This window comes from Herminiimonas sp. (assembly GCF_030645555.1).
Classification (GTDB): Bacteria; Pseudomonadota; Gammaproteobacteria; order Burkholderiales; family Burkholderiaceae_D; genus Oxalicibacterium.
The window spans coordinates 1-12821 of sequence record NZ_JAUSME010000145.1 but is presented as its reverse complement, the minus strand read 5'-3'; the positions used below and the strand labels follow the sequence as shown (position 1 = coordinate 12821).

The 12821-nt window shown below is 58.3% G+C and carries 16 protein-coding genes; all 16 read right to left on the bottom strand.

The window, feature by feature from the left end:
* Positions 1-363: filamentous hemagglutinin N-terminal domain-containing protein (locus Q7T06_RS05955; RefSeq protein WP_304781834.1), on the bottom strand; the 363-nt coding region annotated here is incomplete at its 3' end.
* Positions 350-1942 carry a ShlB/FhaC/HecB family hemolysin secretion/activation protein gene (locus tag Q7T06_RS05950; protein ID WP_304781831.1) on the bottom strand — a complete coding sequence of 531 codons (1593 nt, stop codon included), beginning with the start codon at positions 1940-1942 and terminating at the stop codon, positions 350-352. The genes Q7T06_RS05955 and Q7T06_RS05950, both read right to left, overlap by 14 nt.
* Before the next feature lie 83 nt (positions 1943-2025).
* Entirely contained in the window at positions 2026-2484 is a 459-nt protein-coding gene (locus Q7T06_RS05945) for a cyclic nucleotide-binding domain-containing protein (protein ID WP_304781828.1), read from the bottom strand.
* A 21-nt stretch (positions 2485-2505) separates the two neighbouring features.
* Positions 2506-2961, bottom strand: a complete 456-nt coding sequence (locus tag Q7T06_RS05940) for a Crp/Fnr family transcriptional regulator (RefSeq protein WP_304781823.1) — start codon at positions 2959-2961, stop codon at positions 2506-2508.
* A complete protein-coding gene (locus tag Q7T06_RS05935) occupies positions 2958-3482 on the bottom strand; it encodes a DUF805 domain-containing protein (RefSeq protein WP_304781819.1) in 525 nt (174 codons plus the stop codon). The genes Q7T06_RS05940 and Q7T06_RS05935 overlap by 4 nt, the downstream gene beginning before the upstream one ends.
* Positions 3479-4222: a TadE family protein gene (locus tag Q7T06_RS05930; RefSeq protein WP_304781816.1), complete on the bottom strand. Its 744-nt coding sequence runs from the start codon at positions 4220-4222 to the stop codon at positions 3479-3481. The genes Q7T06_RS05935 and Q7T06_RS05930 overlap by 4 nt, the downstream gene beginning before the upstream one ends.
* Positions 4219-4707, bottom strand: a complete 489-nt coding sequence (locus Q7T06_RS05925; protein WP_304781813.1) for a tetratricopeptide repeat protein — start codon at positions 4705-4707, stop codon at positions 4219-4221. The genes Q7T06_RS05930 and Q7T06_RS05925 overlap by 4 nt, the downstream gene beginning before the upstream one ends.
* Entirely contained in the window at positions 4704-5057 is a 354-nt protein-coding gene (locus Q7T06_RS05920) for a DUF192 domain-containing protein (protein ID WP_304781810.1), read from the bottom strand. The genes Q7T06_RS05925 and Q7T06_RS05920 overlap by 4 nt, the downstream gene beginning before the upstream one ends.
* The gene (locus Q7T06_RS05915) at positions 5054-5944 is read right to left on the bottom strand and encodes a type II secretion system F family protein (RefSeq protein WP_304781808.1); all 891 of its coding nucleotides are present in this window, start codon (positions 5942-5944) and stop codon (positions 5054-5056) included. The genes Q7T06_RS05920 and Q7T06_RS05915 overlap by 4 nt, the downstream gene beginning before the upstream one ends.
* Position 5945: 1 nt before the next feature.
* The gene (locus tag Q7T06_RS05910) at positions 5946-6797 is read right to left on the bottom strand and encodes a type II secretion system F family protein (protein WP_304781805.1); all 852 of its coding nucleotides are present in this window, start codon (positions 6795-6797) and stop codon (positions 5946-5948) included.
* Positions 6794-8467: an ATPase, T2SS/T4P/T4SS family gene (locus tag Q7T06_RS05905; protein WP_304781801.1), complete on the bottom strand. Its 1674-nt coding sequence runs from the start codon at positions 8465-8467 to the stop codon at positions 6794-6796. The genes Q7T06_RS05910 and Q7T06_RS05905 overlap by 4 nt, the downstream gene beginning before the upstream one ends.
* A 9-nt stretch (positions 8468-8476) precedes the next feature.
* Positions 8477-9772, bottom strand: a complete 1296-nt coding sequence (locus Q7T06_RS05900) for a type II and III secretion system protein family protein (protein ID WP_304781798.1) — start codon at positions 9770-9772, stop codon at positions 8477-8479.
* Between the two features lie 12 nt (positions 9773-9784).
* Positions 9785-10831 carry a Flp pilus assembly protein CpaB gene (gene cpaB, locus Q7T06_RS05895; RefSeq protein ID WP_304781794.1) on the bottom strand — a complete coding sequence of 349 codons (1047 nt, stop codon included), beginning with the start codon at positions 10829-10831 and terminating at the stop codon, positions 9785-9787.
* 80 nt (positions 10832-10911) lie between these two features.
* Positions 10912-11217 (bottom strand): hypothetical protein, encoded by a 306-nt coding sequence (locus Q7T06_RS05890; protein ID WP_304781790.1) that lies wholly within the window; start codon positions 11215-11217, stop codon positions 10912-10914.
* Positions 11214-11855 carry a hypothetical protein gene (locus tag Q7T06_RS05885; protein ID WP_304781788.1) on the bottom strand — a complete coding sequence of 214 codons (642 nt, stop codon included), beginning with the start codon at positions 11853-11855 and terminating at the stop codon, positions 11214-11216. Before Q7T06_RS05885 ends, Q7T06_RS05890 begins: the two co-directional genes overlap by 4 nt.
* Positions 11856-11937: 82 nt before the next feature.
* Positions 11938-12780 (bottom strand): hypothetical protein, encoded by an 843-nt coding sequence (locus tag Q7T06_RS05880; protein ID WP_304781784.1) that lies wholly within the window; start codon positions 12778-12780, stop codon positions 11938-11940.
* Positions 12781-12821: the final 41 nt, after the last annotated feature.

The following is a 12821-nucleotide window of genomic DNA, read 5'->3' as shown; positions in this document are numbered from 1 at the left end:
ATCCACCGAGGAGCCGGCGCCGAAATAGATGCCGAACGGGTTGACGATGAATACCTGGCCGTTGGCGCTCAGGCTGCCGTAGATGTCGGAGCGGCTGCCGCCGATGACCCTGTTGAGCAGGATGGAGGAAGAGTTGGGCTGGTTGATACTGACGCTGTTGCCGGCGCCGATGGAAAAGGTTTGCCAGTCGATGATGGCTTTGGCCGTGGTTTGATTGATGACCTGATTGGTGCCGGATTGATTGATCGTGGCGGCGCCACCCACGACTGTGGCGCCAGTCGGCAGTTCTGCCTGCGCTATCGGCTGATGGCACAGGAAGAGGGCAAGCAGATACGCTTGCTGAAGTGGCCTAGAAATTCGCACTGAGGCTCATCCAGAGTCTGCCGTTCTTGCCATCGTTGGTGATATACGAGGGATGACTGCCGACCGGCCTGGCGGCATCGATCGATGCCGTCATGTTCTTGCCGGCATAAAAAACCGCACCCAGCCCGACGCTATGCAAGCGCTCGAAGCTGTCACGATAACCCGGGCCCTTGTAGGCAACCTGGCCGCTATCTGCGGTGATGCGGAAGATCGCCATGCGGCCCGCCACATTGAATGGGCGCCGCAGTTCCAGCGTGCCGAGATAGCCGCTGTCACCGCGCACTTCGGACGGCCGGTAACCGCGCACGCTGGATGGACCGCCGAGTGAAAATTTCTCGGTATCGGGCAGCATTTCCGGGCTATGGACATAGGTGCCACGCAGGTACAGATCCCATGAGCCAAAAAACGGCGCAGTGTGGTTGACATCGACTTCCGCGCGCGCAATGACGGCATCCTGCTGGGCGATAGTCCTGACTCGCTTGAAGTTCGTTGCAAAGCTGAAGCTGGCATTGGTGACTGCTGCGTCGTCATGGATGTAATTGAGCTGGTAGCCGGCAGTCAGCAGGCTGATTTCGCTTTCCGAAGTCGTGCTGCCTAGCGTGGTCTGCTTTAATTGATTGCGTTTGATGCCGCCATTCACTGTCTGGTTGTTGTTGCGGGTGCGCTGCACAGGGTGGCTGACCACGAGTTCGCTCGTCTTGACTTCGCCGCCTATGCCCAATGCCGCCAGTGCGCCGCTTACTTCATAGGCAACATGCGAGGTGCTGACTGCCAGTCTGGTGCCCAGATTATTCAGCGGCATCGAATAGCCGGCTTTCCAGTAACGCACCAGCTTGTGATCCGTGCTCGAGCCGCTGAGGGCAAGCTGATCGCCCCAGCCGAATGGCGAGTTCAGATTGAGCGCCAGTTCCAGCTTGTTTTCACCGGTTTCCCGGCGGCCGTAATTATTCAACCCGGCACTACCGCTCAAGAGTTTCTCGGTCAGATTGATTTCAGCATCGGTGGTGCCGAATTCAGTGCCGGGTGCCAGCACTACCCGGGCGTTCAGGCCGGGCAGATCGTTCAACAACAGCAGCGTGGTTTCCAGGCGATCTGTGGTGACCAGTGCGCCACGTTCGAGAAGACCGGTACGTGCGGTGATGAAGGGCGACGGGTAGCGATGGTTGCCGGTGATCGCAACCTTGCCTATGCGGCCTTCGACGATCTGGATTTGCACCACGCCATCGACCACTTTTTGCGCCGGTATCGTCGCGCGCGCCAGTGTGTAGCCGCGCTCATGATAGAAGGCGGTGATGGCGTCGGCCGCCTTGTTCAAGTCGTACAGATTCAACTCCATGTCGACAAAGCGTTCCAGCTTGCGCTTCAGGTAACGCGTCTTGAACACGGTATTGCCGGACATGTCGAATGCATTTACGCGAAAGCGTCGCGCGCGCGGCTCATGTACCGATGGCGCTGCCTGCACCGGCAGCACGACTTGCGGCGGCGTGGCGGGCATGCGGGAGCGCGGGGGGCCGAGCGTGTCCAGCACGCTGCCGGGAGTGATGGGAGCTTCGACGGCAACACTTCCCCCGTGCATCATCAGTAGCGCAAGCGGTACGGCGGATACAAGGCGTGAAAGCGGAATATCGATTCTCTTTTTAGGCACAGTGTTATCGATATCGATCAGGTCATAGTCAGCGTGGCGCGGAAGCGCTTGTTCGCCTCCTGCAGATCGCGCGCCATCTGCACGGCGACCATGTATTGCAGGTGGTGGCCTATCGGCGACGCTTCATGAAAAAGCTGATGGAAAGCATCGCGTGTCAGTGCCGCGGTTTTGACCGGCCCGCGGGCGCTGCAGCTTGCCTGTGCCGGCAGGTCGTCGATCAGCGACAGCATGCCGAACATTTCGCCATCGGACAGTTCGCGCACTTCCTGTTCGACCTCGCTGTCATCGTCGTGGCGGGTGACGCGCACCGAACCCTGCAGCAACAGATAGAGGGCTGCTCCCTGTTCGCCCTGGCGGATGAACACATGCGCATCGTCATGCTGCTCTATCTTCAGGTGGCTGGCCAGTACGGCGAGATGATGCGCCTGGAATTCTTCAAAGGCAGGCAGATTCTTGAGGAAAAATGTCAAGTCCATGGATTCGGGTTCTCTTGAATGTTATCCGCGTGTGCCGGAAGCGCGGAAGCGCTTGGCCATCAAATTGATGAAATGCTGCAGCAATACCTGTGCAACGGTTTCGTTTTCGGTAATCAGTTTTGCGAACGTCAGATGATGCACGCGCAGCAGCTTGCAGGGCGTCTCGGTGGTGACGGTTGCGCTGGCCAGCAATTCGCCGCTCAGCACCGAAATCTCGCCCATCCATTCGCCGGGCTTGATGGTGCCTAGGCGCATCGATTTCTTGCCATCCTCTATCGAGGCACTCAATGTGCCATCGAGCACGAAGTACAGGAAATCGACCGGCATGCGATCGCGGATCACGATGCGGCCCGGCGGGATTTCCTGCACCGAAGCGCCATCCAGCAATATTTCCAGATTGGGTTTGCCCAGTTCCTGTGCAATGTCGGGGAAGCGGGTTTCGAATTCCGCAATCAGCGTGGTATCTGTCGGTTTCATGGCGTGTATGGTTTCAATGAAGTGGCAGGTGGCGAGGCGGACGTCGATTCCTGCTGGCTGTTCCGGCTGCCTTCCGTTGCGAGGAAGCCGGCGATCAGCAATATCGGCAACAGGATGGCGCCAGCCTTGAGGCCGGATGACGGGGCCGGCGGCACTGGCCCATAGGTATTGTCAGCACGCGTGCCGGGAATGAAGCAGAACATCAGATTGACGACAGGCACCAGCAGCAGCAAGGCCAGCCAGCCGCCGACATTGAAATCATGTGCGCGCTTGATGGTCTGCAGCGTGAAAAAAATCGGCAGGAAACCATAGAACAGCAGGACGCTGACCAGGATGTACAGCATGCGGCCCAGTTCGCCGAGGAACATCAGGCCAAAACTGAGCAGGTAGATGAAGAAGAAGGCAACTACCAGCGAGCCCAGCGTATAGGCGATGTAATGCGCGCGCCCGAGGCGTCCGCGCAAAGAGAATAAACGCGCACGTGCCGGCACGGCCTGCATGATGTCGGTATCTGCTGTCATGGTCCTATCCATTTGCCGGGATCCTTGAACGGGGTTTGCATACGCACGATCGCTTCGGAGGTGATCGGGATCCGGTATTCGTCGGCGATGCCGGTACATGGCCTGCTGCTGGCGCCGCCACTGTCAGATGCCAGCATGTCGGCCGCCGTCGCGCCTATGACGGGCGTAGGCGGCGGGTCTATGACCAGGTTGTAGATCAGCTTGTTGAGTATCGGTACCGCCATCCGGTAACAGTAGGTCACGCGCACCTTGAGCAGATTGGCATCCTGGATATTCATGCCGCCGCCGGCAATGCTGGTGGGTCGGTACATCAGGTTGTCGTTCGGGATTTCGCTGCCCGATTCGGACTGGCCCCGATAGGCGCCCAGCGCCGTAGTGGTCGGATTGACGATGGTGATGACGGTCAGTTTGGGATTGCTCATCTGCTGGTTCGACAGTTTCCATGCGTTCTTGAGCAAGTCCAGATTCCGATTGCCGCCGGTACTGCTGCTGTGCGTGAAGAGCGGCATCATGCCGGATGTCAGGCCATCGACTATCGCCGTCATCGCGCCGCTGTTGAGCGCGCCCTGACGGGTGGCGGCAAAGGTCGCGTAGTTCAGAGTCACCTTGGTTTGATAGATGAAGCCGAATTGAATCGCGCCCAGTATCAGCATGGCCAGGATAGGGAAGACATAGATGTATTCCGCCAGCGCCTGCCCGCGCTGCCTGCCTGTTTGCCGCAACTGGATGCGCTGCTTCATTTGCCGGCGCCTGACGGTTCGGCCAGCGGCGCCTTCGGTGTGCGGGCCAGGCCATCGAGTGGAATTTTTTCCATCGAGGTGATCAGGTTTTCCAGCTTTGGATAAAGCGGGTCGTCCGACTTCGCCAGATTGTGCGCCTGTATGAAGGCCGCCCATGCTTCGCGGATGCGGACCACGCCGATGTTATGCCATACGCGCGCATCGGTGCTGTTGAGCATCAGCGATTTCTGGTAAGCCTGCGTTGCCTGTTCCGGACGGCTCGTGCGGGCGTAAAGATTGCCCAGATAAAACCAGGTTTCCGGATCGTTGGGCGCCGCGCGCGACAATCCGAGCAGCAGCTTTTCCGCCCGCTCGTCCTGCTCGTCGGCATACGCGACCTGTGCTTCGCGATGCAGCTGGTAGATATTGTCATGCGGCAGCAGCGCACAGCCACCTAATAGCCCGAAGGACAGCAGCGCAATCAGGGCATGCAGTTTGCCGCTCATGCGCCGGCCTCGCGCCATGCCAGCACATCGCCTTTTTTCAGCGTTATTTTTGCCAGTGTGCCGGGTGCCAGCTCCAGCGTTTGCTGTGCCTGCAGGCTGCCGGACAGGCGGGTCGGAAGCACGCCGTGCACCAGTTTTTTTACCTGTCCGTTGCGGTCGAGGAAGGCCAGGTCCAGTGCGTAAGCCATGCCCAGCGTGTGTACCAGACGGCAATCGCGGATCAGCATGCCTTCGCCAGCCTGCAAGGGCGGACGCCCGAGCAAGCCACGGGTTCTTTCCCATGCGCTGACCGCATTCCAGACGCGCGGCACGATGCAGATGTCATCGAGATAAATGGCGCCTATTTTCACAGCATGCCTTCCTGCATGAACTTGATGACGATAGGGAAGGCGAGCACGATAAAGGTTACCGGGAAGATGAAGGCGATCAGCGGCAGGATCAGTTTCACCGGCGCTTCCATGGCCAGCTTTTCCGCACGTTGAAAACGTTCGATGCGGCGCTGTTGCGATTGCACGCGCAACGCAGCGCCTACACTGGCTCCCATCTTTTCTGCCTGGATCACGGTGCCGACGAAACTGGTGATGGCTTTCATGTTCAGGCGCTTTTCCATCCGCCGCAGTGCATCCGCACGCGGCACGCCGGCGCGCAGATCGCGCGAGATCATCTGGAACTCGTTGCGCAATGCGCCGGCCGGGCCCTTGTCCATCGCCTGCTTGATGGCGCCGGTCAGATTGAGGCCGGCTTCGACGGCCTGCGTGATGAAGTCGAGGTAGACCGGCAGCGCCTTGAGGATTTCCTTTTCGCGACGGGCACGCACATCGCGCAGCCAGATTTGCGGGTAGAAATTCCCCAGCAGCGTGACGCCGACCAGCGTGCCGGGCGACGAATAATCCAGCGCATGCAGCGAAAACAGCGTGAGGATGAAGGCGACGATGGTCGAAAACACGCGCACGGCATAGTACTGTTCTGCCGTCAGGATGTAACCGACCCCGGTTTCCTGCAGGCGCTTGTGGGTTTGCTCCAGCCACGATGGAGGCAGGCGCGAGCAAAAGTGGTATTCGATGAAGGTAATGACGGGCCACGACAGCTTGAGGACAGGCGGCAGCGGGTCCATGTACTCGCGTTCCTCGCGCGGGACTTCCGATTTGAGTTTGCTGAGGCTGTAACTGATCAGCAGCACCGTGATGCCGGTGGCGATACCGATGAGGAGGGCGATGAGGGAGTTGGAAGGCATCATGTCACACGTCTATCGTGGTGATCTTGCGGATGAACAGGTAACCGATCGTGATCATCACCAGTATCACGCTCAGGGTTGCCCAGCCGAATGCCGTGGTAAACATTGCGCCCATGGCCTTGGGTTCTATCCAGTTCAGCGCTGCCATCATCAGCAGGGGCAGGCAGGACATGATGATGCCCTGCATTTTTCCCTGTGCGGTCAGGCTGCGTATCTTGCCTTCCATCGTGGCTTTTTCTCGCAGCGTGGTGGACAGGGATTCGAGGATTTCCGCCAGATTTCCGCCGACTTCGCGTGAAATGCGCAGGCCCGAAACGACCAGGGAAAAATCCTGCAGCGGATTGCGCTTTTCCATGTTCACCAGTGCGGTGTCGAAATCCACCCCGAGACGCTGTTCGCGCAGCATCAGCTCGAATTCCTGGCTCAGCGGCGGTTTTTGTTCCTTGACCATCGATTCCATGGCGACGTTCAGGCTGGCGCCGGCACGCATGGCGCCGGATACCATCAGCAATGCATCCGGCAACTGTTCCTCGAAACGTTTGAGCCGCTTGGTGCCCAGGCTCTTGATGTAGTACTTGGGCAGGACCAGCGTTGCGATTGCAGTGAACGTGACAAAGACCGGATTGCTGGTAAACAACCAGACCAGCGTAGGCAGAAGGATCAGCGCGGCCACGTTGTAATAGAAGATCTGCGCCGCATCGAGGAAGATGAACATGTCGGCGAGCGTGGTTTTGGTCGACGTCTCCAGTTCCGAACGCTGCTTCGCAAGGATGGAACGCACGCCCTGCAGGGCGACCCAGATCAGCAGGAAGGCCGCCAGCAGTCCGATGGCAAGTATGAGTCCTAGGCTGGTCACAGTCGCTGATCCTTGGAGTCAAAGATTTTCAGGTCGATGTCCAGGCCGCGGCTGGCCAGTTCTTCATAGAACTCGGGGATCTGGCCGGTCGCGATGTGCCGGCCGCGTACCTTGCCGTCGGCACCGAAGCCTTCACGCTTGTACAGATAGATATCCTGCAGCTGGATAATGTCGCCTTCCATACCTGTCACTTCAGTGATGTGCGTGATTTTCCGCGTGCCGCAGGAGAAGCGGTTTTGCTGCACGATGAAGCGGATTGCCGAGGCGATCTGTTCGCGTATCGCGCGTATCGGCAAATCCATGCCGGCCATCATCACCATGACTTCTATGCGCGCCAGGCAATCGCGCGGCGTGTTGGCATGCGCGGTGGTAAGCGAGCCGTCATGCCCGGTGTTCATGGCGGTCAGCATGTCGAGCGCTTCGCCGCCGCGGCATTCGCCGACGACGATGCGGTCGGGGCGCATGCGCAGGCAGTTCTTGACCAGATCGCGTATGGTAACCAGGCCCTTGCCTTCGGCGTTGGCAGGGCGCGCTTCGAGCCCGACCAGATTGGGCTGCGTCAATTGCAACTCGGCCGCATCTTCCACGGTGACGATGCGTTCATCGCGCGGAATGTAATTCGACATCACGTTGAGCAGGGTCGTCTTGCCGGAGCCGGTACCGCCGGAAATGATGATGTTGGCTTTTTCTTCGACGATGGTTTTCAGGAAATGCAACATCACCGGCGTCATCGAGCCGAAGTTCACCAGATCCTCGCCGACCATTTTCTTTTTCGAAAATTTACGGATCGTGATGTTGGCGCCCTTGAGCGCCAGCGGCGGAATGACGGCATTGACGCGCGAACCGTCTTTCAGGCGTGCATCGACCATAGGCGAGCTTTCATCGATGCGGCGCCCGATCGGCGTCACGATGCGCTCGATCGCGCTCAGCACGGCCTGGTTGCTGGTAAAGGTGACGGTCGACTTCTGCAACTGTCCCTTGCGTTCGACGAAAATTTCATCGTAGCTGTTGACCATGATCTCGGAGACGGATTCGTCGGCGATCAAATCTTCCAGCGGACCGAGTCCAACCACTTCATCGAGCACGCGCTTGACCAGGTTCTTGCGATCCATGTGGGCCGGTATGGTTTTGTCGGCGGCGACGATTTCTTCCAGCATCGCCAGCGTATTGGCGCGCAGCTCTTCTTCATCCTGCCGGTTGACGTCGACCCGACGCAAATCCATCTGCTTGATCAAGGCCAGGTGCAGGTTTTTCAGGACGGCGATTGTTTCCGCGATTTCCCTGGCCGTGGCCGGCTCCGCTTCGGCTGGCGCTGCCGGCACAGGCATCGCCGCGGCAGGTGCAGGCGCAGGTGCTTCGTTCACCGGGCTGGCGGGCTCCAGATCGAGTACGTGCAGGATGTAGTCGCAGATATTGATTTCGTCGCCGGGTTTGAGTGGCCCGTGCAGGTCCGCCACCTTCTGGTTGTTGACCCTGGTACCGGACGAGGTGCGATGATCTTCGACATAGACGCCATCCTGGCGACGATGGATGGTGGCATGCGAGCGGCCGACCGACCAGCCCTGCAGCATGATGCGGTTTTCATCGGATTTGCCGATGGTGCAACTGTCTATCGTGCATTCTTCTTCGGTACGCTGGCCCTTGGGGCTAGTAACGGCGATAAGCAACATGCGGCCCCCTTAGTCGATGATGTCTTGATTGCTGAGCTTGCGTTCGAAGCTCTCGCGTATATCCATCCCTTTTTCGATGCGTTCCCGATTGATGGTGGAGGCCGGGTCAACTATCGTAGGGGTGACCAGCACGACCAGATCGGTACGGCCGGACTTGAAGCTGTCTGAACGGAACAGGCGGCCCAGCACCGGTATGCTGCTGAGGCCGGGCACCTTGCTGGCGTCGTTGGACATTTCGGTATTCACCAGGCCGGACATGACGATGGTCTGGCCGTTCTTGACATTGATCTCGCTTTCCGACTGGCGGGTCAGGAAGCCGGGAATGCCTTGCACCGATACCGATGCATCGACGCTGCTGATCTCGGTCTTGATCGATGCCATGATGTTGCCGAGGTCATCTGCCACCGGTTTGATAGAAAGGCGGATACCGTAATCCTTGAACTCGACCGAACCGGCGCCGAGCGCCGAGGTGGCTGGCAATGGAATCTGGCCGCCGGCGAGGAATTTCGCTTCGCCGCCGCTGCGTGCACTCAGTTCCGGCTCTGCCAGCGTGTAGGCATCGCCATTGTTCTTGGCCAGGTTGATGGTGGTGTTGATCAGCGTGGAAATGCCGAGGTAGGTCGTCAAGCCGCCTTTACCCGGTACCGGCAGGATGCCTTTCAATGCACCTTGCGTCTGCGCCCGGTCGGAGCCGAAATTCCCGGAGAATCCCAGCATCGGACCGGCTGCCGAACCAGGCCATTGCAAGCCTATGTTTTCCAGCACGGATTTCTTCATCTCGATGATCTGCACTTTCATGTAGACCATTTTCCGCATCGATACTTCTTCTTCGCGCACCACGCTGGTGGCTTGCGGATACATTTTCACGGCAGTGGCAATACGCGTCAGGTTTTCCTTGCTCGCGATGCCGCTGATGATGACGTTCGGTCCGACCGGCGTGACCTGTATGCCGGGAATATCCTGCAGCAGGGCGCTGACGTTGCGCCTGGCATCGCCGGAATCGCGCGGGCTCACGCGTACCGTGTAGACGTTTTTGCGGTTGCTGTCGGACCAGATGATTAGTGAGGAATCGCCCGGCGCTTCGCCGATCAGCAGCAACTCCTTGTTGCTCAACACCGAGGTCGTGAACAGTTTGCCGTTGCCGACTGCAATGCGGTGGATTTTATCGACCGGGAGGATTTTGACTTCGCCGACGTACATGACGATTTCATTGTTTCTTTGTGCTGACGGTCCTTCTTGCGCGGAAGCGGCGGGAGAGAAAGACAGGAAACTGCAGAAACACAGGATAGCGAGACGTGTGTACATGTTTTTCTCTATTTACTTGGGTGACTTTGGCGCGGCAGTATTGCCGAGGCTGAGCTTGACGAGGTCAGTCAGGTTCTGGGGCAACGCGGCCTGCGCCGGTGCGATAACGGAAGCCGCATCGATGCCGGCTTGCGGCATCATGGGGCTGGCCATCGGTACATTGATGGCTGGCGCAACTGCTTCGTTGCTGCCTTTGCCGCCGATAAAGTATTCGACATAGGCGCCGGAAGTGCTGCGTGGTCGCGTCGCTGCGGATTGCCGTTCACGTTCGCGAATTTCTTCCAGCAGGTTGTTCGCATTGACGGTGTCGAAATACACCGATTGCTTGTCGTTCTCGTTGCGCAGCACCGCGCGCAGTTTGCCAAGTTCGGTGGCCAGCGTCAGGCGGGCCGCCTGTGCAGGCGTGACTTCAAGCGTGAAATTGCTGTAGCTCACCTTGCGGCGCTCGGCGTTGCCCTGGCTGGCAGGATCGTCGTGGGTGATTTTCTGTCCGGTAGCGAGCACCTTGACCTGTTCCAGGAACGGGACCACCGTCTGATTGCTCGATCCTTCGCCGCCACCTGGCAGTATCAGCATCAGATCGACCAGGTTGCCCGGTTCTATCATGTGCGAGACGGAATTGATTTCGTCGACATTGACCGTCATGGCACGCTGGCCTGCTTTCAGGGTGCCGGAAAAATCCGAGAACATTTCCTGCACATCGCTTTTGCGCAAGGGCTTGCCTCTTTCCACGCCGCGTATCAGGACCTGACCCTTGATCGCATCGAACTGCGCGACGGTGATGGTGTCGTCGTAGGTGAAATCCGCCGGGACCTCGCGCGCCGCGACCAGCGACTCTTCCAGCAGTGCGCCGGCCGGCAGGGACTTGATCGGGACGACCACGGCGATGCTGGCTCCCTTGCCCTGTTGCGAGCGCGCCTTGACTTCGGCTTCTATGCTTTGCTCTTTCTGGGTCAGGTACTGCAGCGTCAGCCATGTCGTGAGCAAGGCCAGTACGATGGCGGCAATAAGCATCAGCCAGGTTTTGTTGAGCTTGATATTCGGACGTTGAATTTTCAATTTATGTGACCCTGCAAAAATGAGCTGCTTTGGTAATTCATTTAAATCGATAAAAAATTGCTGTCTTGCCTGCTGCCGCTTCAGTTGAATGAAACATCAACCGGCCACTTCGGATCTTGCAAGTCGATACATTTGTCCACGCCTACGGTGACGGGTCCTGCATTGGCTGATACGAAACAATTAGGCATGGATGAAATGGAAATCGCATACGAGTAATCGGTGTAGTAATCCCGGATCGCCGTCGCAAGCTTTTGTATCGGCGGATCGGTGCCTGTGACCAGCACGATGACGCCGACCAGCAGCACGACCAGATATTCGATCAACGACTGGCCCGCCATTTTTCTTCTTCTTGCGACGGGGCGCAGTGTCTGGGTGCGCATCATCATGGCTTGTCCACCAGATTGGCCAGCACCATCGTATTCACACCTTCGCGTGTAATGACCAGGTTGGCCTCGGCCATTTGCCGCTTCATCACCAGCGTAATGCCGGGTCCTTTGGCCGTCGCCATCTGATAACTGCTCACGATCTGCCAACCCTGGTCGGCCAGCGTCTGGCGATAGAAACTGGCATTGCTTTCGGCAGAAAACGTATTGCTCAACAGCAGGGTGCGCGCGGTTTTTCCATCATCCCGGTGTTCAATGTCATTGATCACAGTCGTGCCTGACATCATCGGCAAGACCTTGTCAGCTGCAATCACGCGCGGCTTGTCAGGCGCCTGCGTGGCGCTCAACAAGCCGGTCGAGCCGGTTTTGCCGGCCGGCTGCACCTGCACAGTGAAAAAACATTTTCCGCGCACGACGCCTATCGTTTGCCATGGATCGACCGTGTTCTCGACCGCGGCCGGATTCCCCGGGCTTGCGGCCCAGGCCCGACGGTAAAAGGCCAGGATTTCTTCCGGCTTTTGTTCGCTGTCAAAACGCTTGACGCTCATCGGCACGCCATTGAACAGCATGTAAGGCGCGACCCATTGCACCTTGGCTTTGGGCTCGGGAAAGTTCGGGCAATTCAATTCATCCGCAGCCATGGCGCCAGATGCGAGCACGTAAAGAAGCAATGCGCAGGCATGGCGGGACAGAGCAGCAGGTTTTCCTTTTGGTGGCGTCATCTTATTTGAGGCGATCCGGCGGCACGTTGTCAGGCACGATTCTGCCCGGATCCAGCTTCGATACTTCGGGCAGGAATACCGAGAGGGCGCCCAGCACATAGTCGATGATTTTCACGCCATTGATTTCCGCTGCAATGATGGAGGTCGGCACCAGTCCCTTGACCTGCTGCTTGACGCTGGTCTTGTCGGTACCTTCGGCGCCGTTTGCACTCCAGCCGTTGGCCAGCAATACATTGGTCTCGCTGAAATTGGCAGTTGAGTCCTTGGCTAGGAAGTGATCGAAGTCGATATCCTTGACCTTGATCGTCACCTTGGCTGAATAGGCGCCATTCATCTCGAGCACGAAGGGCCCCAGCGTGGAGGCAAAGTTTGCAATCGGGTCGAGGATCACATTCAGCGTGCCGGGTGCAAGATCGTTGGCCACGGAATTCTGGATGTCGCTGTAGTTGGCGAGCAGCTGCTGGCCATTGCGATCCTGCCACAAGGTTTTTGTGCTGCCCTTGAAGTTGCCGGCGCTGCGGTCGGCATTGGAAAAAGCATCGTCGGTATCGGTTTCCGACAGATGGCGCACGCCCATTTCGCGGCGTATCTGGTCATCGCTTTTCTCATTCGCTTCCCATCTGCGGCTCACGCCAAACCAGCCCAGGCTGGAGGCCGCATTGCCGCCGTACCATACCGTGCGTTCCCACGCGGCGTAACGCGATGTCTGCACTGCGGCAGCGCGGACGTCCAGATATTTCCCTAGCAGGGGGATTGCCAGGAACAGTGGCACCAGTACGAAACCGGCCACAATCAGCAGCTCGATCATCGCTTGCCCGCGTGCTTTTTTATGTCGATTTACCATAGGTGATAAGACATCGAGGCATACTGTTCGAGGAAATTGTT